Source organism: Rathayibacter sp. RFBD1 (assembly GCF_002932915.1).
Lineage (GTDB): Bacteria > Actinomycetota > Actinomycetes > Actinomycetales > Microbacteriaceae > Rathayibacter.
On the sequence record NZ_PSWQ01000004.1, the window covers coordinates 37,400 to 59,994 of the forward strand.

Here is a 22,595-nt window from a genome sequence, read left to right on the forward strand (position 1 = left end):
CGGATCAGGCCCAGTCGGCGACGAGCTGGTTGGCCGTGCGCAGCACGCTCGGCGACACCAGCGCCTCGGTGTCGAGACCGGAGCCGCGCACCGTGAAGACGATGCTCTCGCCCGGCAGCAGCGTGACCAGCTGGTCGTCGACGACGGCGGACGGGTCCACCTTGTCGACCAGGAGGGTGACGTCGCGCACGAGGTTCTCGGCGGTGACGGTCACCTGCACTCCGCCCTCGACGGGGGCGGCGCTCGTGCGCAGGCGCGCGGCCTCCAGGGCGGAGTCGCGGTACTCGGCGAAGAACCAGAACGCGCGCGTCCCGGCGAAGTCGACGACGAGCAGCTCGGCGGCGGCGTCCTCGGGCGTCGCCACGCCGGACCCGATCGGCAGGGTGCGCACCGAGCGCGCCCCGACCGCGAGCTCCTGCCGCTCCTCCGCCAGCACCGTCCCGTCGAACGCCAGGCGGCGCACGACGCACTCGCCGGCCCACTCCTCGGGGGAGTCGCCCACGGCGACCACGGCGAGCCCCTCCCCGCGCGGCTGCACGGTGAGCAGACGGTCCTCGAAGACGTGCTTGAGCGCGTAGAGGAGCGGCTTGGCGGTGCCGTCGCCGTCCACCGCGGCCCACGAGGTGACCGGCCAGCAGTCGTTGAGCTGCCAGACGATCGAGCCCATGCAGCGCGGGCTCTCGGAGCGCTGGTGCTCGATCGCGAGCGTCACCGCGAGCGCCTGGTTGAGCGACATCGCCCAGTGCCAGTCCTCCGTGTCGTCGGGCAGCGGGAGGTGAGCGACGAGACCGTCGGTCAGCTTGTCGTTGCCGTCGGTCGCCTTCTGGTGGTGGATCATCCCGGGCGACTCGGGAGTCAGCGGCGAGTCCGAGATCGAGCGCTGGATGGTCGACCACGACGCCGGCCCCTGCCAGCCGAACTCGGCGACGAATCGCGCGTGGGCGTCCCGGTAGGCGGGGTAGTCGACGCGGTTCCACAGCTCCCAGAGGTGCACGGAGCCGTGGTCGAGGTCGTTCGCGAAGATCTGCGGGTCGCCCGACCAGGGGCTCCCGGGCGTGTACGAGCGCGCCGGGTCGAGCTCGGCGACCAGGCGCGGGAGCAGATCGAGGTAGTAGCCCAGGCCCCAGGTGCGGCCCTGGAGGCGCTTCTCCCAGCCCCACTCCTCGAAGCCCCAGATGTTCTCGTTGTTGCCGTTCCAGAGCGCGAGGCTCGGGTGCGGCATGATCCGCGTGACGTTGTCGCGGACCTCCGCCTCGACCTCGCTGCGGAGCGGCTCCTCCTCCGCGTAGGCCGCGCAGGCGAAGAGGAAGTCCTGCCAGACGAGGATGCCGCGCTCGTCGCAGAGGTCGTAGAAGTCGTCGGACTCGAAGTAGCCGCCGCCCCAGATGCGGAGGAGGTTGAGGTTCGCGGACTCGGCCTGGTCCATCCTGCGGGCGAGGCGCTCGCGGTCGACCCGGGTGATGAAGGCGTCGTCCGGGATCCAGTTGGCTCCGCGGATCCAGACGGGCTCGCCGTTGACGACGAAGCGGAACGAGGTGCCCTCGTCGTCGCGGTCGAGCTGCACCTCCAGGGTCCGGAAGCCGATCCGCTGGGAGCGCTCGTCGATGACGGCTCCGCCCTGCAGGAGCGCGACCTCGAGGTCGTGGAGCGGCTGCCCGCCGAAGCCCCGCGGCCACCACAGGGCCACCTCGGCCGCCTCGAGGTGGAGGACCGCGGTGCGCTCGCCACCGGGGACGCTCGCCACGGCCTCCGCGCCGGCGACGGAGGCGCGCACCTCCACCTCGGCGTCCGAGGCCCGGTCGAGCCCCACGTGCAGCTCGACGCGGCCGGTCGTCCCGTCGACCGTGACCACGGGGCGCACCGAGGCGAGGCGCGCACCGCTCCAGGCATGGAGGGTCACCGGCTTCCAGATGCCGGCGGAGGCGGCGTCTAGCCCCCAGTCCCAGCCGAAGTTGCAGGCGGCCTTCCGCAGGGCGTTGAAGGGGTGGGAGTAGGTGTGCGGCCGGTAGCCGATCTCGAGGCTCGCTCGGTCGGCCTCGGCGACGGGCGAGGCGAAGGCGACGACCAGCTCGTTCGCCCCATCCTGCAGAGCCTCGTCCACGCGGATCCGGTAGGTGCGGTGCTGGTTGCGGGTGCGGGCGATCTCGCGCCCGTTCAGCGTGACGACGGCCACCGTGTCCAGGCCCTCGAAGACGAGCTCGTGCACGTCGCGGCCGTCGGGGGCCCAGTCGAACGAGGAGGAGTACTCCCAGTCCGTCTCGCCGATCCAGGTGACCTTCTTCTCGTTCTGGTCGAGATAGGGGTCGGGGATCAGACCCGCGGCGAGCAGGTCGGTGTGCACCAGGCCGGGCACGACCGCGGGGACGACGGCGGCGACGAGCTCGGCGGGGACGGGCCCGCGGGTCGCGCGGACGCTCCAGCCCTCGTGCAGGCGGCGGGTGGCCGCGGTGGTCGCCCGGCTGTCGGTGTCGATGGTGTGGGTCACTTCGTGGCTCCTGAGGTCAGTCCGTTGTAGATGAAGCGCTGGAGGAAGAGGAAGGCGACGAGGGTCGGCACGATCACCAGGATCGTGCCCGCCGCGATGACCTCCCACTGGGCCCCGAACGGGCCCATGAAGCGGAAGAGGGAGGTCGAGATCACGCCGAGGTCGCGGGAGGGCATGTAGAGGAAGGGGATGTAGAACTCGTTGTAGACCGCGATCCCCTTGATGATCACCACGGTCGCGATCGCGGGCTTCAGCAGCGGGAGCACGATCCGCCAGTACACGGTGAAGCGGCTCGCTCCGTCGAGCATCGCGGCCTCGTCCAGCGAGACCGGGATCGACTGCATGAACTGCAGGAAGATGTAGATCGCGACGATGTCGGTGCCCGTGAACAGCAGGATCGCCGACCAGCGGGTGTTGAAGAGGTCGAGGGCGTTGATCACCTGGAACGTCGCCACCTGCGTGGTGACGGACGGGACCAGCGTCGCGAGCAGGAAGAGCCCGGTCACCATGCTCCGCCCGCGGAAGCGGAACCGGTCGATCGCGTAGGCAGCCATCGTGCCGATCAGCACGGTGCCCACGATCGAGACGACGAGGATGATCCCGGTGTTGAGGAACCCGGTGACCATCCCGCCCTGCGTGAAGGCGATGGCGAAGTTCTCGAGGTTGAACCAGTTCGAGGGCGGCGTGAGCGGTCCGGTGCCCCGGTACTCCGCCGAGGTCTTGAACGCGAGCATCACGATCGTGACGATCGGCACGAGAGCGAAGAGGCAGGCCACGATCAGCGAGCCGTACTTCCCGATCGAGCCGAGGACGGATCCCGCCGACCGGCGGGTGCGCCGCTCCTTCACGGCCGCCTGCCGCGTCACCGGGAGACCGGTGACCGCCGGGGGGCGCTGCTGGGTGCTGGTCATTCCTGGCTCGCCTTCTCGTCGGGGAACACGCGCCGCTGCACGGCCGTGATGATCAGCACGATCGCCAGCAGCACCACGGCCATCGCCGACGCGAGGCCGACCTTGGAGTAGCGGAAGGCGGTGTCGACGGTCTGGATCACGAAGGTCTCGGACCCGTTCGCGCCGCCGGTCATGATGTAGGGCATCTCGAAGGCCGAGAGCGCCCCGGCGATCGCGAGGATGAAGGACAGCCCGAGGATGCGCCGGATGCTCGGCACGATGATGTAGCGGAACTTGTCGAACGCGCTCGCGCCGTCGAGATCCGCCGCCTCGTACTGCTCCTCCGGGACCGACTGGATCGCACCGAGGAACAGCACGAAATTCAGCCCCATGTAGCGCCAGACCGAGGTGGCCGCGAGGGACACGTTGACGACGGAGGGGTCGCCGAGCCACTGCGGGGTGTCCTGCACGCCGAAGACGCCGAGCACCGCGTCGAGCGTGCCGTCCGGACGGAAGAAGTAGAGGAACATCAGCCCGATGGCGACGCCGTTGATCAGGTAGGGGAAGAAGATGACGCCCTTGAAGAAGTTGCGGAACCGGGTGCGGAAGCTCAGCAGCGTCGCGAAGAAGAGGGCGAGGCCGAGCTGCGCGATCGCGCCGGCGAGGTAGAACAGGCTGACGAAGAAGACGCGGAAGATCTCGGGCCGGGTGAAGATCTCGACGTAGTTCTCGAGGCCGACGAAGGTCTTGTCGGGGTCCAGGCCGTCCCAGTCGGTGACGCTGTACCAGAACATGTTCGCGACCGGGATGTACGTCAGCACGACCAGGAACGCCAGCGGGACCGCCAGGAAGAGCCAGGGGGTGATGCGCCTGCCGGTGAGGCGCTGCCGGCGGCGGGGCCGGATCCGCTTGCTCGCTCCGACCTCGATGGGCGGAGCGTCGGTGATCGCCATGGTCGATCCTTCCGTCGTTCGGGGGTGCGGGAGCCGTGGAGCTCCGGAGGGAGGGGGCGGGCGGCCGCGGGAGGCGGCCGCCCGCGGGGACTACTCGGCGACGTCGGCGCGGGCCGCGGCCCAGCGCGAGTTGAGGTCGGCGAACAGCGACTCCTTGTCGCCGGCGCCCGCACCGCGCGCGGCGTCGATCAGCTCCTGGCGGTAGGCGTTGCCGAACAGGTCGATCTCGGCCTCGTTGGCGATGTCGTTGATGACCGCCTCCTTGCCGACCGGGTCCGGGGCGAGCTCGAGGTACTGCACGCCGAGCGCGTCGAAGTCCGCGAGGGTGTCGGGAGCGGGGTCGCTGATCACGGGGCTGATCGCGCCCTGGCTCTCGGCGTAGCCGGACTCGTTCGTGAACCAGTCGATCCACGCGCGGGCGGTGGCCTTGTTGTCCGAGTTCTTGTTGATCGCGAGGAACTTGTCCGAGGCGGTCACCGAGGTGAAGGTCCCGTCCTGCGCCCACGGCATCGGCCAGAAGCCGATGACGTCGCGGGACTTCCCGGCCTTCTCGGCCGCGTCCTGCATCTGCGAGACGGCCCAGGAGCCGAGCACCATCGAGCCGATCTCCCCGCTCGCGAGGAGGTCCTTCGACTCCTCCCAGTTCGTGGTGGTCGGGTCCGCCTCGCTGAGGCCCTGCGCGACCGTGTCGTAGAGCAGGCCGTCGATGTTGTACTGGTCGTTGCCCTCGGTCCAGGGCGCGTCGTCCGCGATCATCTCGGTGCGGACGTCCGCCCCCTGCACCGTGCCGAGGTTGCCCTCGATCGTCGCGAGGGGCCACCCGTCCTTGTAGTTCGTGTAATAGGGAACGACGCCGTCGGCCTTGATCTTCTCGAGGTCGGCGAGGTACTCCTCCTCCGTGGCGGGCGGGTCGGTGATGCCCGCCGCGGTCCAGACGTCGCGGTTGAACACGTAGCCCATGGCCGAGCCGAAGGTCGAGACTCCGTAGGCGGTGCCGTCGAACGAGCCCTCGTTGGTGAAGCGGTAGGTCTTCGACAGCTCCTCCGTCGAGCCCAGCGGCTCGAAGTAGTCGGAGTAGTCGTCCTTGGTGACGTTGGAGCTCGGGATGAGCAGCACGTCGCCGTAGTCCTTCGAGTTCAGGCGGATCTTGGTGTCGCCCTCGTAGTCGGTCAGGGCCTCGAACTTCACGGTCGTCCCGGGGTACTTCCCCTCGAACGTCGTCGCGTAGTCGGCGAAGGTCGTGTCGACCAGGTCGGTGCGGTTGGTCAGCACAGTGATCTCGCCGGCCGGCTCGCCGGAGTCGTTCCCCGCCGATCCGCCGGAGCAGCCGGCGAGCGCGAGGGAGGACGTGACGGCGACGGCGACGATGCCGATCAGCGTGGTCCTGCGGTTTCTGGTGGGTCGTTGCACGGGTGTTCTCCTCGGTAGGGCGTCGCGGTGCGACGGTGAGTGCAGTGGGTGCGGGACGGAGGTCAGTGACGGGCCTGCCACCAGTGCCGGATCGTCGGGAGGTACTGGCGCACCAGCGACTCCAGCCACGACGGCACGTGGGGGTGGGGCGAGGGTCCGGCCGTCGGCGGCGCGGTGGGAGTCGTCGGCGGTGCGGTGGGCGTCGTCGTCGGCGGGGTGGTCGGCGTCGTCGTGGGCGGAGCGGTCGGCGTCGGCGTCGGGGCGGGCCCGGCGGCGACCACCGTCGCCACGTCGTCGACGGTGAGGACTCCGGTCCCCGATCCGTTCACGTAGAGGGCGTACTGGGTCACCGAGGTCAGGTCGAGATCGGCCTCCGGGGCCCACGACGGCGGAGCGAAGGCTGAGAAGGGGACGACGGTCGGCCCCTCCGTCGCCGGGGTGACGGAGGCCTCCCAGTAGGCGCCGTTCGCGACGAACTGCACCGAGAACGGGGCCGCGGCGTCCACGTCGAGGGTCAGCCCGGAGTAGCCCCACCAGTTCTGCGGAGCATCGAACGTCTTCACGACGCCCGCGTAGCCGGCCGTGCCCGTGTCGTAGTCGAAGCGCGCGGCGCTGCCGGCGCCGGAGGGCACCAGCGTCGGCGCGATGGTGCCGCCCCCGCTGTTCCGGACGTAGGCCTCGCGGACCGCCGCGTCGTCGGCGTAGCCCTCGAAGTCGTCGACCACGACGGGCTCCGTCGGCACGGCCGAGGTCTCGAACGAGCGGGCCTCGGACACGGTGGAGCCGACGCCGTTCACGGCGGTCACCCGCCAGGAGTAGCGCGTCTCGGGGGCGAGGTCGACGTCCGGGCGGACGGTGGTCGCGGTGAGCCCGGTCGTCTCCACGATCGGGTCGGAGAGGTCCTCCGATGCCGAGAGGGTGAAGCGGTAGAACGCGGCGTCGGCGGCGGGCTCCCACGAGAACGCGGGGGTCGCGGTGATCCCGTCGGCGCCGGCGGCCGGCGCGACGAGCGCGGGGGCGGCCGGGGCGCCGAGCGGAGCGGCGTTCGGCGAGAAGAGGTTCACGGAGCCGATCTGCGGCGTCCACGCCTCGCCCGGGCCCTGCGGCCACGAGACGCGCAGCTGGTTCACGCCGGAGAGGCCGCGCACCGACAGCGTGTACTGCTTCCAGTTCCCGGTGCCGCCGCGGGTGTCGACCGCGATCGGCGCCCACGTCGCGCCGTCGGCCGAGCCCTCCACGGTGAGCGGGGCGACCGGCTGGTCGGGCCAGTACCAGGCCGTCACGTCGGCGCCGCTGATGTCGTCGAAGCTCCAGGTGAGGCTCGCCGGATCGGTGCTCTCGCGTTTGACGCGGGAGACGTCTCCGCCGAACTGCGCGGGCGAGCCGGAGTCGATCGCGAGGCTGCCCGTGCGGGCCGACACCTTCGAGAAGTCGTCGAGCGGGTCGGCGAGGGCCACCGCCTCCGCCGCGCTCGTGACGGTGGCGCGCTCGAGGGTGGCGCTGCCGCTCCAGGAGAGGCGGACGGCGTCGCCGTCGAGGCCGACCGCCCGGAGGGCGCCGCCGTCGACCGTGGTCGCGGCCGGAGTCCAGGTCGTCCCGTCGGTGCTCGTCGAGACGGTCGCGGCCGAGGGGTCCGAGAGGAGGAACTCGGCGGCGGTCACGCCGTCACGCTGCCAGGTGATGCTCGCAGCGCCCGTCGCGGCGACGACTCCGCCGGCCGGCGTCGGCTCGAGCCGCGCGTTCTCGTGTGCCGAGCTGAGGGTCCAGGTCTGCAGCGGGTCGACGAGCACCGTGCCGGCCTCGGGCGCGGCCACGGGGTCGGAGGCGGGGCCGGGGCGATCGCCCTCGCCGACCGCGACCACGCGGTAGCGCGCTCCGTCGGGCGAGTCGTAGTCGGTGACCGGGGAGGCGGAGGCGGAGACGGCGCCGTCTGTCACGTCGCTCCAGGCACCGCCGTCGACCGAGCGCTGCACGAGATAGCCCTGCGCTCCCGCGGTCCCGCGCCACGAGACGGTGGTGATGCCGTACACCTGGTCGAGGGCCGTGACGAGCGGGGCGCCGAGCTCGTGCCGGCCGGGTGTGCTGCCGACGGCCGCGCTGTAGCGCTCGACCGCGTCCACGCTCTCCCGCTCCCGCGCCGAATCGCCCGGGTAGTGGAGGGTGAATCCGTCGTCGTGCGGGACGAAGCCCCCGCGGTCGTTGTTCCCGAACAGCGACCAGAAGAACATGCCCGAGACGTTCCGGTCGGCCGCGGCCGCGTCGAGCAGCGTGGCGGAGGCGGCCGTCGAGGCGTACTCCCCCGCGATGTAGACCTTGCCCGCGTCCGCGACGGTCCGCGCGTCGGCCGAGACCCGCTCGGCGGTCGGCGGGTAGTAGTGGACGTCGACGATGTCGAGGTCCGGCGACGCGAGGGTGTCGGGATCGATGTCGAAGCGGCGGCCGGCGGCGACGAGCTGCTCCGGGGCCTTCTCCTTCAGGTGCGCGACCTGGGCGTCGATCCACTCGCGGGTCATGCCCTCGAGCTCGTTGCCCAGCTCCCACGCCATGATCGTCGGGTCGTCGACGAAGCGCGTCCCGGTGATCGTGTTCGTGTGGTGGAGCACGTGGTCGACGTAGTCCTGGTATGCCGCGATCGCGGCCGGATCGGTGTAGAAGTCGTCCGACTCGAGGCCGAGCGGAGTCGTGAAGTCGCGGTGACCGCCGTGGTAGTACTCCCACTGGTCGGTGAGCGGCAGCACCAGGCGGATGCCGAGGGTGCCCGCGTAGGCGACCGCGAAGTCGATGGTGCGGAACGCCTCCTCGTTGTACTCGCCGAGCCGCGGCATCAGCGCGAGCGGGTCGGCGTCGTCCTGGCTGGTCGACGTCATCATGTGCGAGCGCACGACGGTGACACCGAGCCCGGCCGCCGTGTCGAGGGCGTCCTTGATGCGGAAGTAGGTCGGGTAGTCGATCCCGCCGACGTTCTCGTCGAGGCCGAGCCAGTAGATGTTCGTCCCGCTGGCACGGAAGCGCTCGCCGTCGAGGGTGAGGGCGCTGCCGTCGCGCTGGACGAACGCGGTGTTGGCGCTGGTCCAGTCGGCCGGCGCGGCCTGGGCGGCCTGGGAGGAGGACGCGGTCGCGACGAGGGTCGAGGCGACGACGGCGGCGATCGCTCCGCCGGCGAGGGCCGAGCGGAGGCGGGAGCGCCTCGGGGCGGGCGGTGCTGCGGCACGGGTCATATGTGTTCCAGGGCTCCTTCGACCGGGGTGGAGGACCGGCTCGCGTCGTTCCGCTCTCGGGATCGGGGCTCGTCGCCCCGCCCTCGTCGGCCGGTCCTCGGACAGACTCCCCTGTCCTCCCCGTCGAGGTCAATATCAAAAGTAAATAATTTATGTAACGAATCGAGACGCCAGTGTGAGCACGCGGGGCGTGGCGACGGCCGTCGACCGGCGGTCGGAGATGCTCAGGCCGCCGGCGCGCCCGTGGATCCGCGCGGGACGATCACGACGGCGGGGCTGCTGATCGCACGGCTCTCGCCACCCGCGATGCCGGCCAGGAGCTCCCGACCTGCGAGCATCCCGATGACCTGCACGTCGTGCGAGACCGCCGAGAGCGGGGGCTCGCTGAGCTGGCACTGCGCGGAGTCGTCCCAGGCGAGGAGCGAGAGCTCACCCGGGACGGCGAGACCGCGATCGCGGGCCTCGTCGAGTCCGCCGAGCGCCATCAGGTCGCTGTCGAAGACGACCGCCGTCGGCCGCTCGTCGCCGTCGAGCAGGGCCGCCAGAGCACGGGCCCCGGAGGCCCGCGAGTAGTCGCCCCCGGCCGTCGGTCCGGACACTCCGTGCCGCGCGCACTCCTGCGCGAACGTCTCCTCGCGGATGCGCGTGTGCAGCAGCTCCGCGGGTCCGGCGACGCGGCCGAGCCGGGAGTGGCCCTGACCGGCGAGGAAGTCGACGGCCGCGCGCATCGCGTTGTCGTCGTCCGTCCACACCGCGCGGAAGCCGACGGCGGCGCTCGGCGGGCCGATCACGACGGCGGGGAGGCCGAGGCCGCGCACGAACTCCGGCCGCGGATCCCCGTCCTCGAGGTCGACCAGGATCACGCCGCTCACCTCGCCGTCCTCGCTCCACCGCCGATAGGTCGCGAGCTCGGCGTCGGCGTCGGGCAGGACGTTGAGGAGCACCGAGTAGCCCGAAGGGCGGACCGCCCGCTCGACACCGGCGATGAACTCGTGGAAGTACGGCTCCGCGCCCATGATCTCGGTCGCCCGCACCAGGGCCAGGCCGATCGGTCTCGTCCGCGTCATCGCCACCGCCCTTCGTCGCCCGTCCAGAGTAGGGGGCCGATCGGCGGCGGAGCCGTCCCGTACGCTGACGAGCGGAACGGGAGGTGACGGCATGGCACGGCGCGAATCGACACCCGCGGCCCCCGGGAGCCGCGCCCTCGTCGTGGACCTGATCCGCTCCTCCGGGCCGATCAGCCGCGTCGAGCTGACCGCCGCGACCGGCCTCACCCAGCCCGCCATCTCGATGATCGTGCGCAAGCTCCTCACCGACGGCATCGTCCGCCAGACCGGCTCGACCTCGACCGGGGGCAAGCCGCGGCAGCTGCTCGAGATCAACGCGCGGGCGAGGATCGCCATCGGCCTGCAGCTCGGCTTCGAGTCGATCACCCTGGTCGCGACCGACACGGGCGGAGGCGTGATCGCACGCCAGCAGATCGACGGCGCCGCGTTCGCCTCCCCGGAGGAGGTCACCGCGCGCCTGGTCCGGGCCTACGACGACTTCATCCGCGGGACCGGGATCGACCGCGGCTCGATCGCGGGCGTGGCGGTCGTCGCTCCCGGCCCGATCGACCAGGCCGCGGGCCGCGTCCTCGGCCCGCCGACGCTGCACCACTGGCGCGACCACCCGCTCCGCCAGGAGCTCGGCGCCGGTCTGGGCGCGCCGATCCTGCTCGACAACGACGCCGCCGCCGCCGCGATCGGCGAGTTCTGGAGCCGCGGCGTCTCGCGGCACCGCACCTTCGGGAGCATCTACGTCGGCACCGGCATCGGGGCCGGCGTCGTCCTCGACGGCGCACTGCTGCGCGGGGCGAGCTCGAACGCGGTCGAGATCGGCCACGTCACGATCGTGCCGGGCGGGCGCGAGTGCTTCTGCGGCAACGTCGGCTGCCTCGAGCGGTACGCCTCGCCGACGGTGGTCGTGGAGGAGGCGCGCTCCGACCGCGCCGCGTTCGCCGACCTCGACCTCGCCTTCCGCGCCGAGGAGCACGCCCGCGACTTCGACGTGCTCAGCCTGGCGGCGATCAACGGCCATCCGGCGGCCCTCGCCCTGATCGAGCGCGCGGCCGGGTACCTGGCCGACGGCGCTCTGATCCTGGCCAACCTGTTCGACCTCGACGAGCTGGTCCTCACCGGCCCCGGAGTCGCCATCGCCGGATCGATCCACACCCGCGCGATCCGCGCCCGCCTCGACGAGCGCCGCTTCGCCCGCCGGGCCCACCCGATCGAGGTCGAGCTCTCGAGCAACCCGCGCGACGCGGCCGCCGTCGGAGCGTCCTCCCTCGTGCTGCAGAGCACCCTCTCGCCCGGGCACGGGCCGGTGCTCCTGCAGCCCGGAGGGCGCGATGGCTGAGGCCGTCGTCTCCGCCGGCCGGCTGCTCGGGCGGACCGTCGAGACGCCGGACGGAGCGGCGCACGCGTTCCTCGGGGTGCCCTACGCGGGCGACCCCCGGCGCTTCCTCCCGGCTCCGCCGCTCGAGGCCTGGAGCGGACGGCGCGAGGCGCTGGAGCCCGGACCGCGCGCTCCGCAGACGTCGGGTGGAAGCGAGACCGGCTGCCTGACCGTGAACGTCTGGACGCCGGAGGCAGCCGAGGCCTGCCCGGTGATCGTCTGGATCCACGGAGGGCTGCACGTCGCCGGCTCCCCCTCCGAGCCCTTCTGCGACGGAGCACGGCTCGCCGCCCGGACCGGCACCGTCGTCGTGGCGCTCGGCCACCGGCTCGGCGCGCTCGGATTCCTCACCGTGGACCACCTCCTCGGCCACGAGTACCGCGACTCCGCGAACGCGGGCCTGCACGACACCGTCGCCGCGCTCGAGTGGGTCCGCGACGAGATCGCGGCGTTCGGAGGAGACCCCGGTCGGATCACGCTGGCCGGCCAGTCCGCCGGCGCGACGTCGGCCGCGATGCTGCTCGCAGCGCCCCGCGCCGAGGGCCTCTTCGCGCGAGCGGTGCTGCAGAGCGCGAACCCCGAGCGCGTCGGGTCGCGCGAGTACGGCGAGGAGGCGACGGCGGAGCTGCTCGACCTGCTCGGCGCGCCGCCGGAGCGGCTCCTCGACCTGCCCTGGCCTCGCCTGATCGAGGCGCAGGACCGCCTGCTCGCCCGCCGCTCGGCCGCGGGTCCGAACACCGTCGCCGTGTTCCGGGCGGGCCTCGACGGCCGCCTGCTGACCCGCGACCCGGTGTCCGCCGTCGCGGCGGGAGCCTCGAGCGGAGTGGATCTCGTCGTGACGACGAACGTCAACGAGGGCTCGGGCTCCGTCGACCTCCGGGCTCCCGACTCCGTCGAGCTGCGCGCACAGCTCGACCGGCACGTCGCCGACCTGCTTCCGGGAGGGGACGCGGGGGCCTATCGAGAGGCTCTGGCGGCCGACCTGGGCCGCACCCCCTCGGACGCCGAGGCCCTGGAGGCGTGCCTCGCCGACGAGATCTACCGGCAGCCGAGTCTGCGGCTGCTCGACGCCCGGGCCGCAGCGACCGGATCGACGCGCGCCGCCCTGTTCGCCTGGCGCGCCGACGACTCCCGCGGCGCGACCCACTCCCTCGAGCTGCCCTTCCTCTTCCGCAGCCTCGACGACGCCCGTGGCACGATCGGGCCCGCCCCGCAGCGCCTCAGCGACGAGGTCTCGTCGCGCTGGGCCGCCTTCGCGGCGACGGGCGACGCCGGCTGGCCCGAGTACGGATCCGAGCGCACGACGCTCGTGCTCGACGACCCCGTCCGGATCGTCGACGCTCCCCGCGAGCACCTGCGCCGCCTGGTCGCGTCCCACCGCCGCTGATCCCACCGGCCACTGGCCCCGTCCAGGCGGTTAGGTTAGGTTAACCTTCGCAACCCACACCACCCCCTTCGAAGGATCGCCGTGCCCGCCACTCGCACCCCCCTCCGCCTGACCGCCGTCGCCTCGCTCGGCCTCGCCGCGCTGCTGCTCACCGCCTGCTCGGGAGGAGCCGACGCCGGCTCCGAGGGCACGTCCGAGAGCAGCGCCGCCGAGAGCGGCGAGGGCTTCCCCGTCACCGTCGACCACGCCTTCGGCAGCACCACCGTCGAGTCGGCCGACCGCGTCGTCGCGACGAGCTGGACCAACCAGGACGTGGCGCTCGCGCTGGGTGTGACCCCGGTCGGCTTCACCCGCGCCTCCTACGGCGACGAGGACGGCGACGGCCTGCTGGTGTGGACGAAGGAGGCGCTCGACGCCTCCGGCGCCGAGACCCCGACCCTGTTCGACGAGACCGACGGCGTGCCCTTCGAGGCGATCTCGGACCTCAGCCCGACCGTGATCCTCTCGGCCTACTCCGGCATCACCCGGCAGGACTACGACACCCTCAGCCAGATCGCCCCCACCGTCGCGTACCCGGGCCTGCCCTGGGGCACGACCTGGCAGGACTCCGCGAAGCTCGACGGCGCCGCGCTGGGCCTCGAGGACGAGGCCGTCGCGAAGGTCGGCGAGATCGAGAGCGACATCACGCAGACCACCGCGTCCTACCCGCAGCTCGCGGGCACCACGTTCATGTACGGCTGGTACGACCCGACCGACGCGAGCACCTTCACCTACTACACGCCGAACGACGCGCGCGTGAAGTTCGTCGAGGACCTCGGACTCGACGTCGCCCCGAGCGTCGCCGAGCTCTCCGGCGACTCGGAGGCGTTCAGCGGCACCATCAGCTCCGAGAACGCCGACCAGCTCGACGCCGACGTGCTCGTCGTCTACGGCGACGACACGACCCTCGCCGCGCTGCAGGCCGACCCGCTGCTCTCCAAGATCCCGGCCGTCGAGCGCGGCTCCGTCTACGTGCTGGAGGACGGCTCGTCCGCCGCCATGGCCACCTCGTCGCCGAACCTGCTCAGCATCCCGTGGGTGCTCGACGAGTACACCGCAGGCCTCGCCGCGGCCGCCGACAAGGTGTCGTGACCCGCACCGCACCCACCCGGAAGACGAGGGCGACCGCGCTGGCGGTCGCCCTCGTCGCGCTGGCCGTCGCCTCGGTCCTCTCGCTCGTGTACGGCTCCCGCGAGATCCCGCTCGGCGAGGTCTGGCCGGCGCTGACCTCGCCCGATCCGGCGTCCATCGTCGACGCGGCGGTGCAGGGGCGGGTGCCGCGGACGGTCCTCGCGATCCTGGTCGGCGCCGCGCTCGGGCTCGCCGGAGCCGTGATGCAGGGCCTGACCCGCAACCCGCTCGCCGATCCGGGCATCCTCGGCCTCAACTCCGGCGCCTCGCTCGCGGTCGTGCTCGGGATCGCCGGGGTCGGCGCGACGAGCCTGCCGCAGTTCATCTGGCTCGCGTTCCTCGGAGCCGCCGCCGCCGGGGCGTTCGTCTACGCGGTCGCGTCGCTCGGCCGCGAGGGCGCCACTCCGCTGAAGCTCGCCCTCGCCGGAGCCGCCACCGCCGCCGCGCTCACCTCCCTCATCAGCGCGGTCCTGCTCACGCAGGAGACCACGCTGAACCGCTTCCGCTTCTGGCAGGTCGGCGGAGTCGGCGGCGCCGAGACCGCGAGCATCCTGCAGGTCCTCCCGTTCCTCGCGGTCGGCGCGGTGCTGGCCCTGTCCAGCGCGCGGGGGCTCGACGCCCTGGCGCTCGGCGACGACCTGGCGACCGGCCTCGGCCGGCGCGTGGGGCGGATCCGCCTGGTCGCGGGGCTCGCGGCCGTGCTGCTCTGCGGCGCCGCGACCGCGATCGCCGGACCGATCGGATTCATCGGCCTGGTCGTCCCGCACCTCGCCCGCCGCGTCACCGGCCCCGCGCACGCCTGGCTGCTGCCCTCCTCCGCTCTGCTCGGCGCCCTGCTGCTGCTCGTCGCCGACGTGGTCGGACGCGTGGTCGCCCGGCCGAGCGACGTCGAGGTGGGCATCGTGACCGCGCTGATCGGCGCCCCGGTGCTCATCGCGATCGTGCGCCGCTCGAAGGTGCGGGCGCTGTGAGGACCGCGGAGGCGCCCGCCGCGGTCGGCATCGCGGCCGGCCGCACGCTGCGCCGTCGGCGCACGGTCATCGGCTGCGCGGTCCTCGCGGTGCTCGTGCTGGCGCTCGTCGTCGTCTCGCTCACGGTCGGCAGCACGGTCTACTCGGTGCCGCAGGTCGTCCGCGTGATCCTCGGCGAGACGGTGCCGGGCGCCTCCTTCACCGTGGGCACGCTGCGGCTGCCGCGCACCATCACGGCCGTCCTGGTGGGCGTGGGCTTCGGGATGGGCGGCGTGATCTTCCAGACGATGCTGCGCAACGCCCTCGCCAGCCCCGACATCATCGGCATCACCTCGGGGGCGAGCGCGGCGGCCGTCGTCGCGATCGCGTTCTTCGGGCTCTCGGGCGGCGCGGTCTCGGTGATCGCGGTCGCGGCCGGGCTCGCGACCGCCCTGATCATCGCCGGACTGGCCGAGGGCGGCGGAGTGATCGGGGCGCGGCTGATCCTCATCGGCATCGGCGTCGCGGCGATGTTCCAGAGCGTGATCGCCTACGTGCAGACCCGCGCCGACTTCGAGGACGTCCAGGAGTCGCTGCGCTGGCTGACCGGCAGCCTCAACTCGGCCGCCTGGCCCTCCGTCCCGCCGCTCGCGCTGACGATGCTCGTGCTGGTGCCGCTGGCGCTGCTGCTCTCGGGCCGGCTCGGCGTGCTGCAGCTCGGCGACGAGTCGGCGACCGCGCTCGGGCTCGACGTGCGGCGCAGCCGGCTGGCCCTGCTCGCGGTCGGAGTCGGCCTCGTGGCCGTCGCGACCGCCGCCACCGGCCCGATCGCGTTCGTCGCCTTCGTCTCGGGGCCGATCGCGCGGCGGATCCTGCCGAGCGCGCGCACGCTGCTGATCCCCTCCGCCCTGGTCGGCGCGGTCGTGGTGCTCGCCGCCGACCTGCTCGCCCAGTACGTCGTCGGCGCGCTGTTCTCGGGCGCGCGCTTCCCGGTCGGCGTCGTCACCGGCGCCCTCGGCGCGCCCTTCCTGCTCTGGCTCCTCGCCCGCCGCAACCGCTCCGGAGGCTCCCTGTGACCGACGCCCCGCCCACCCTCGCCGCCGACGCGGTCACCCTCGCCTACGACGAGCGCGTGGTGGTCGACGGGCTCTCGCTCGCCGTGCCGCCCGGCCGGATCACGGTGATCGTCGGCGCGAACGCCTGCGGCAAGTCGACGCTCCTGCGCGCGATGGCGCGGCTGATCACCCCGCGCTCGGGGAGCGTCCTGCTCGACGGGCGCGCGATCCACCGGCTCCCGACGCGCCAGGTCGCGCAGCAGGTGGGGCTGCTGCCGCAGACCCCGATCGCCCCGGAGGGGATCGCCGTCTCGGACCTGGTCGCCCGGGGCCGCTACCCGCACCGGGGCCTGTTCGGCCGCGGCTCCGGATCGGACGACGACGCGATCGTCGAGGAGGCGCTGCGCGACACCGGCACGCTCGAGCTCGCCGACCGCCCCGTGGACGAGCTCTCGGGCGGGCAGCGCCAGCGGGTGTGGATCGCGATGGCCCTCGCCCAGCGGACCGACGTGCTCCTCCTGGACGAGCCGACGACCTACCTCGACGTGTCGCACCAGGTCGAGGTGCTCGACCTGCTCACCGACCTCAACCGCTCGCGCGGGACGACCATCGTGATCGTGCTGCACGACCTCAACCTCGCCGCCCGCTACGCCGACCACCTCGTCGCCGTGCGCGACGGAGCCCTGTACGCCTCGGGCACGCCCGCCGAGGTGGTGACGCCGGAGACGGTGCGCGCGGTGTTCGGGATGGAGTCGCGCGTGATCGAGGACCCGGTCTCGCGGACGCCGCTGGTGCTGCCCATCGGGCGCCACCACTCGGGCTGAGCATTCAGGGCCGGCCGGTCAGGCCGGGGCCGCGGCCAGGGAGGCGCCGTCGACGAGCGTGCAGCGGAGGAGCTGCTGCTCCCGTCGCGCAGGGTCGCCCTCGATGAGGATCTGCACCGCGCGGCGGCCCATGTCGCGCCGGGGCAGCTCGAAGCCGGCCTGCCAGCCGGTGCGGTCGGCCGATCCGGAGAGCGACACCAGCGACAGGTCGCCCGGCACCGCCACCCCCTCGGCCTCGGCGGCCTCCTGCAGGAGGACGAACTGCTCCTCCTGCTCGGCGAGGACGACCGTGACGCCCTCGGTGGCGATCCGGCGGATCCACTCCCGCGGCGACGCCTCCGGCCCCGGGACGAGGTGGAGGAAGCCGTCGCCGAGCTCGGCCCGCGCGCCGGCCATGCGGTCGGTGTACGACTCGACGCCCTCGCCGTGGCCGGCGTAGGCGAAGCGGGTGTGGCCGAGGGCGCGCGCGCAGGAGATCAGCTCGCGGACGATCGACGCGTAGTCGGCGGCCACGTAGGGCACGGGCCCGCCGGCGTCGTCGCGGCGGCCGACGCTGACGAAGGAGAAGCCGCTCGCGTTGAGGAACTCGAGCTCCTCACGGGGCATGTGCTGCCCGAGGAGGATGCAGGAGTCGGCCAGGCGCAGCCGGGTGGTGCCGCCGCTCAGGCCGCCGCGGCGGCCGCCGACGCGGCCGCTGGTCAGCAGGAGGAGGTCGATGTCGCGGTTCTGCGCCTCCTCCTCGATGCCGGCGAGGAACGGATGGAAGAAGTCCTCGCGGTCGAGCGGGAACAGGCTCTCGTAGGTGTAGACGCCGATCATGCCGGTGCCGACCTGCTTGAGGCGGCGCGCGATGGGGTCGGCGACGTACCCCGTCTCCTGGATCGCCTTGAGGATCCGCGCCCGCGTCGCCTCCGGGACCCGGGCGAGCTGCTCGCCCTTGTCGTTGAGCACGAACGACACCGTCGTCTGGCTGACTCCCGCGAGACGCGCGATGTCCTTCTGCGTGATCCGCGGCACCCGGACACCCCCGCTTCATCCTGGTAATAGGTATTACGTCTTGACCTCAGGCTACCGATGACGAAGGATCGCCGTACGCCCATCCGGGGCGAGAGAGGGCGGAACGTCGACGATGATGAATCCCGCAGACCCAGACAACCAGACCACGGCCTCCCCGAGGCCCGATCGGCAGCACAAGCCCGATCAGCAGCCCGAGCACGATCCGCAGCGCGGGCCCGACAACTCGCGCCGCCTCTTCCTCGCCGGGGGCGCCGCCGCCCTCGCCGGCGCGGCAGGAGCCGTCGGCGCCGCCACTCCGGCCGCCGCCGCGCCCCCGGCCGACGCTCCCGGGCAGAAGAAGCGCCTGAGCGTCACCGAGGGGCCGATCTCGCCGCTCGACAAGGAGTTCCGCTGGGACGACCGCGCCGGCGCCGACAACACCCGCGCGGTGCAGGCGGCCATCGACAAGGCGATGACCGCTCCGGGCGGCGAGGTGTCGCTCCCCGCCGGCGAGATCCGGGTGACGGGCCTCGCGGTCGACTACCGCGGCTACCCGGTGCAGCCCGAGAACGGGCCGCCCTACGGCTACGCCGGGCCGAAGATCGTCGGCGCCGGCATGCGCCAGACGAGGATCATCCAGATCGAGGGCTCGACCCGCGACATCTTCACCGTCTCCGGCCAGACGGGCGACGCGGCCGGTCCCGCCAACAACAACAAGGCCACCGGCGTCGTCCTCGCCGACTTCGAGATGACGGGCACGCCCTCCGGCGGCCACGGGATGTCGCTGCGCTCGCTGGTCAACTGCGAGTTCCGCAACCTGTGGATCCAGAAGACCGGCAAGTCGGGCATCTTCCGCGAGCGCGCCACCTTCGTCTCGGGCGTCGACGACGAGTACTCGTACGCCAACTCCTGGAACAAGATCAAGATCGTCGCCCCCGCCGGCTGGGGCGTGGAGGACTCGGGCAAGGCCTCCATCGGCGGCTCGATGACCAACGTCGAGGCGATCAGCCCCGGCCTCGGCGGCTTCCTCCTCGCGCCGACGAACATGACGCTGCTCGACTGCCAGGCCATCGGCGGCACGGTCGGCCTCCGGTCGATCCGCAACGAGAACCGGCGCTCGGTCAACTCCGGCCTGACCCTGATCAACTTCCGCTCGGAGGGCTCCCGCGACGGCTGGGAGGTGCTGATCGAGGCCGGCACGAGCCACATGATCGTGAACCCGAACTTCTTCCCGACCTCGGGCGCGAACTGCCTCGGCGTCGGCCTGACGAACGGCGGGGCCGACTTCGAGGTGCGCAACCTCACCGTCCTCGGCGGCTTCTACGGGCTCAGCCTCGGCCGCTTCCCGCAGCAGAAGGCGATCGTGCTGGGCAGCGACTCCTCCCAGACGCGCCTCGTGAACCCGTTCATCGAGCGCGGCGCCGCGGGAGTGGACGAGGGCTCGCTGATCGTCGACGACGGACGCCTGACCTCGTTCGAGCTCGGCCGCGGCCGGGTGGAGCGCGCGGCCGGCTACACCACGGTCGCCCGCGCCCCCGAGACCATCCCGACCCCTCCGGCCGGACAGGTCAACGAGGGCTGGGAGCGCTCCGGCGACACCTGGCGGAAGGTGGCCGTCTTCCCCGACGGGCACCGCGTCGTCATCGCCTCCTGACCCCGGGCGGCGGCGCCCTCCGCGCCGCCGCCCTCCCCCACTGCACACGGAACGAGCACCAGAACGCATGCATGACGACAGCACCCGCATCGAAGCCCGCATCGCCCGCTTCCGCGCCGAGAGCCTCCGGCCGGCGATCCACCGGGCGGTCGAGCCGCTCGGGATCGAGTCGTGGACCGCTCCGGGCGAGCCGGTCCCCTTCGACCAGGCGCGGGCCGCGTCCTACGCGCCCGCCCGCATCGGGGAGCCGTGGGGCGCCCCGTGGGGCACCGTGTGGTTCCACGTGCGCGGCGAGATCCCCGCCTCCTGGGTCGGCGTCGACGGCTGCGAGCCCGAGCTCGTCGTCGACCTCGGCTACACCGGCGCCCAGTCCGGCTTCGAGGCGGAGGGGCTCGTCTTCACCGCGACCGGCACGGTCGTGAAGGCCGTCGAGCCGTTCAACCAGTCGGTCCCGCTCGACCGGCTGCCCGGCCGCGAGGCGGGCGACCGCACGGTCGAGCTCTACATCGAGGCCGCCGCCAACCCGAACATCACCGGCGACTGGTCCTTCACCCCCACGGCGCTCGGCGGCCGCCCCGCCGACGGCGCCCTGCCGTCCGACCCGCTCTACCGCCTCCGCCGTCTCGAGCTCGGACTGCTCGACCGGGAGGTCTGGGAGCTGGAGCAGGACATGGCCGTGCTCGTCGGGCTGATCGGGCAGCTGCCCGAGTCCTCCCAGCGCCGCGCCGAGATCGTGCGCGCCCTCGACCGCGCCGTCGACGTCCTCGATCCGGACGACGTGTCCGGCACCGCCGCCGCCGGCCGGGAGGCGCTGCGGACGGTCCTCGAGCGCCCCGCCTCGGCCAGCGCGCACCACCTGCACGCCGTCGGCCACGCCCACATCGACTCCGCCTGGCTCTGGCCCGCCCGCGAGACCGCCCGCAAGGTGGCCCGCACCTTCTCGAACGTCTGCGACCTGATCGAGCGCGAGGAGGGCTTCGTCTTCGCCGCCTCCTCCGCGCAGCAGTACGCGTGGCTGAAGCGCGACCACCCGGAGCTGTTCGAGCGCGTCCGCGGCCACGTGCTCGCGGGCCGCTTCGTGCCGGTCGGCGGGATGTGGGTCGAGTCGGACACGAACATGCCCGGCGGCGAGGCGCTCGTGCGCCAGCTGCTCGAGGGCAAGCGCTTCTTCCTCGACGAGTTCGGGATCGACACGGAGGAGGTCTGGCTCCCGGACTCCTTCGGCTACTCCGCCGCGCTGCCGCAGATCATCGCCGGAGCGGGCGGGCGCTGGTTCCTCACGCAGAAGATCTCGTGGAACGAGACCAACACGATGCCCCACCACACCTTCTGGTGGGAGGGCATCGACGGCACCCGCGTGTTCACGCACTTCCCGCCCGTCGACCTCTACAACTCCGACCTCTCCGGCGAGGACCTCGCCCGAGCCGAGCGCCAGTACGCCGAGAAGGGCAGCGGCACCATGTCGCTCGTGCCCTTCGGCTACGGCGACGGCGGAGGAGGCCCCAACCGCGAGATGATCGCGGCCGCCCGCCGCACGCGCAGCCTCGAGGGCTCGCCGACCGTCGAGCTGTCCACGCCCCGCCGCTTCTTCGAGGAGGCGCAGGCCGAGTACCCGGACGCGCCCACCTGGTCGGGCGAGCTCTACCTCGAGTTCCACCGCGGCACCTACACGTCGCAGGCGCGCACCAAGCAGGGCAACCGCCGCAGCGAGCACCTGCTCCGCGAGATCGAGCTGTGGGCGACCACGGCCCTCGTCCGCGCCGGGGTACCGTACCCGGCCGACGAGCTGCGCGAGATGTGGCGGACGGTCCTCCTGCAGCAGTTCCACGACATCCTGCCCGGCACCTCCATCGCCTGGGTGCACCGCGAGGCGGAGGAGAACTACGCCCGCATCGCGCAGCGGATCGAGGAGATGATCGCCGAGACCGTCCGGGCCCTCGCCGGCGAGGGCTCCGCGGAGCTGCTGGTGAACTCCTCCCCCTTCGCCGTCGGGGGCGTGCCGGCGCTCGGCGCGGCCGCGGCCGACCCCGCCGCGGAGCACTCGGCCCCGACGCTCCGCTCCGACGGCGACGCCCACGTCCTCGACAACGGGCTCGTCCGGGTGCGGATCGGCGCCTCCGGGCTCCTCGAGTCGGTCGTGGACCTCGCGAGCGGCCGGGAGGTCGTGCCCGCCGGCGCCGCCTCGGGGCTCCTCCAGCTCCACCGCGACACCCCGAACAAGTGGGACGCCTGGGACCTCGACGACAACTACCGCCGCACGGTGGAGGACCTCGTCGGCGTCGACTCGGTCCGCGCCGGCACCGTGAGCGACCCGCTCGGCCGCGAGGTGCCGACGGTCGTGATCACCCGCTCGTTCGGCGGCTCCACGGTCGTGCAGACCGTCTCGCTGCAGATCGGCCGGGCGGCCGTCGACCTCGACCTCGACATCGACTGGCACGAGCGCCGCAAGCTGCTCAAGCTCGCCTTCCCGCTCGACCTGCTCTCGGACCGGGCGACGTCCGAGATCCAGTTCGGCCACGTGCACCGCCCGACCCACGTGAACACGACGTGGGACGCCGCCCGCTTCGAGACCGTCGCGCACCGCTGGGTGCACGTCGGCGAGCCGGGCTTCGGCGTCGCGGTCGTCAACGACTCCACCTACGGGCACGACATCACCCGCGACCGCGCCGCGGCCGGCACCCCGACGACCACGGTCCGGCTCTCGCTCCTGCGCGCGCCGCTGTTCCCCGACCCGGACGCCGACCAGGGCCGCCACCGCCTCGCCGTCTCGCTCGTGGTCGGCGCCGATCTGCCCGACGCCGTCGAGGCCGGCTACGCGCTGAACACCCCGGTCCGCAGGCTCACCGGCGCCGCGCCCGTCGCTCCCCTGGTGTCGATCGACGACCCCTCGGTCATCGTCGAGGCCGTGAAGGCGGCGGACGACGGGAGCGGCGACGTGATCGTGCGGCTCTACGAGTCGCTCGGCCGCCGCGCCGCAGCGACCCTCCGCGCCGCCTTCGCCGTCCGGGCGGTCACCCGCACCGACCTGATGGAGCGCCCGACCGAGCAGGTCCGCATCGAGAGCTCCGTCGAGGCGGAGTCGGCCGACGTGCGCCTCGAGCTGCGTCCGTTCGAGATCGCGACGGTGCGCCTGGCGCGCTGAGCGCGAGGGGACGAGGGGGCGGGAG

15 protein-coding genes are annotated in these 22,595 nt (G+C 72.8%); 8 read left to right on the forward strand and 7 right to left on the reverse strand.

All coding sequences use genetic code 11. From position 1 onward, the window contains the following. Positions 1 to 4 precede the first annotated feature (4 nt). From C5D50_RS02350 to C5D50_RS02375, 6 genes are all read right to left on the reverse strand, one after another. Positions 5 to 2,485, reverse strand: a complete 2,481-nt coding sequence (locus C5D50_RS02350) for a glycoside hydrolase family 2 protein (protein WP_258069533.1) — start codon at positions 2,483 to 2,485, stop codon at positions 5 to 7. Beyond that, entirely contained in the window at positions 2,482 to 3,396 is a 915-nt protein-coding gene (locus tag C5D50_RS02355) for a carbohydrate ABC transporter permease (protein WP_104282607.1), read from the reverse strand. Before C5D50_RS02355 ends, C5D50_RS02350 begins: the two co-directional genes overlap by 4 nt. After that, positions 3,393 to 4,328, reverse strand: a complete 936-nt coding sequence (locus tag C5D50_RS02360; protein ID WP_104234025.1) for a carbohydrate ABC transporter permease — start codon at positions 4,326 to 4,328, stop codon at positions 3,393 to 3,395. Before C5D50_RS02360 ends, C5D50_RS02355 begins: the two co-directional genes overlap by 4 nt. A 90-nt stretch (positions 4,329 to 4,418) precedes the next feature. After that, the gene (locus tag C5D50_RS02365; protein WP_104234024.1) at positions 4,419 to 5,738 is read right to left on the reverse strand and encodes an ABC transporter substrate-binding protein; all 1,320 of its coding nucleotides are present in this window, start codon (positions 5,736 to 5,738) and stop codon (positions 4,419 to 4,421) included. Positions 5,739 to 5,800: 62 nt separating this feature from the next. Then, on the reverse strand, positions 5,801 to 8,956 hold the full coding sequence (locus C5D50_RS02370; protein ID WP_104282609.1) for a carbohydrate binding domain-containing protein: 3,156 nt from the start codon (positions 8,954 to 8,956) through the stop codon (positions 5,801 to 5,803). 224 nt (positions 8,957 to 9,180) lie between these two features. Next, positions 9,181 to 10,023 carry a LacI family DNA-binding transcriptional regulator gene (locus C5D50_RS02375; RefSeq protein WP_208543581.1) on the reverse strand — a complete coding sequence of 281 codons (843 nt, stop codon included), beginning with the start codon at positions 10,021 to 10,023 and terminating at the stop codon, positions 9,181 to 9,183. 91 nt (positions 10,024 to 10,114) lie between these two features. Here C5D50_RS02375 and C5D50_RS02380 point away from each other — a divergent pair, with 91 nt between their 5' ends. From C5D50_RS02380 to C5D50_RS02405, 6 genes are all read left to right on the forward strand, one after another. Beyond that, a complete protein-coding gene (locus C5D50_RS02380) occupies positions 10,115 to 11,353 on the forward strand; it encodes an ROK family transcriptional regulator (protein ID WP_104282610.1) in 1,239 nt (412 codons plus the stop codon). Continuing rightward, positions 11,346 to 12,779 carry a carboxylesterase/lipase family protein gene (locus C5D50_RS02385; protein WP_104247754.1) on the forward strand — a complete coding sequence of 478 codons (1,434 nt, stop codon included), beginning with the start codon at positions 11,346 to 11,348 and terminating at the stop codon, positions 12,777 to 12,779. The genes C5D50_RS02380 and C5D50_RS02385 overlap by 8 nt, the downstream gene beginning before the upstream one ends. Before the next feature lie 81 nt (positions 12,780 to 12,860). Continuing rightward, entirely contained in the window at positions 12,861 to 13,910 is a 1,050-nt protein-coding gene (locus tag C5D50_RS02390; protein WP_104329680.1) for an iron-siderophore ABC transporter substrate-binding protein, read from the forward strand. After that, positions 13,907 to 14,920: an iron ABC transporter permease gene (locus C5D50_RS02395; RefSeq protein ID WP_104224306.1), complete on the forward strand. Its 1,014-nt coding sequence runs from the start codon at positions 13,907 to 13,909 to the stop codon at positions 14,918 to 14,920. Before C5D50_RS02390 ends, C5D50_RS02395 begins: the two co-directional genes overlap by 4 nt. Next, a complete protein-coding gene (locus C5D50_RS02400; RefSeq protein ID WP_104282611.1) occupies positions 14,917 to 15,975 on the forward strand; it encodes an iron chelate uptake ABC transporter family permease subunit in 1,059 nt (352 codons plus the stop codon). Before C5D50_RS02395 ends, C5D50_RS02400 begins: the two co-directional genes overlap by 4 nt. Then, positions 15,972 to 16,778 (forward strand): ABC transporter ATP-binding protein, encoded by an 807-nt coding sequence (locus tag C5D50_RS02405; RefSeq protein ID WP_104224308.1) that lies wholly within the window; start codon positions 15,972 to 15,974, stop codon positions 16,776 to 16,778. The genes C5D50_RS02400 and C5D50_RS02405 overlap by 4 nt, the downstream gene beginning before the upstream one ends. Positions 16,779 to 16,796: 18 nt before the next feature. Here the strand turns inward: C5D50_RS02405 and C5D50_RS02410 are convergent, their stop codons facing one another. Continuing rightward, positions 16,797 to 17,795 carry a LacI family DNA-binding transcriptional regulator gene (locus tag C5D50_RS02410; protein WP_104282612.1) on the reverse strand — a complete coding sequence of 333 codons (999 nt, stop codon included), beginning with the start codon at positions 17,793 to 17,795 and terminating at the stop codon, positions 16,797 to 16,799. A 112-nt stretch (positions 17,796 to 17,907) separates the two neighbouring features. Between C5D50_RS02410 and C5D50_RS02415 the strand changes: the two genes are divergently transcribed. Both C5D50_RS02415 and C5D50_RS02420 read left to right on the forward strand, forming a co-directional pair. Beyond that, entirely contained in the window at positions 17,908 to 19,428 is a 1,521-nt protein-coding gene (locus C5D50_RS02415) for a hypothetical protein (RefSeq protein ID WP_104282613.1), read from the forward strand. A gap of 67 nt (positions 19,429 to 19,495) precedes the next feature. Continuing rightward, a complete protein-coding gene (locus C5D50_RS02420) occupies positions 19,496 to 22,570 on the forward strand; it encodes a glycoside hydrolase family 38 C-terminal domain-containing protein (protein WP_104282614.1) in 3,075 nt (1,024 codons plus the stop codon). The last annotated feature ends 25 nt before the right edge of the window (positions 22,571 to 22,595 follow it).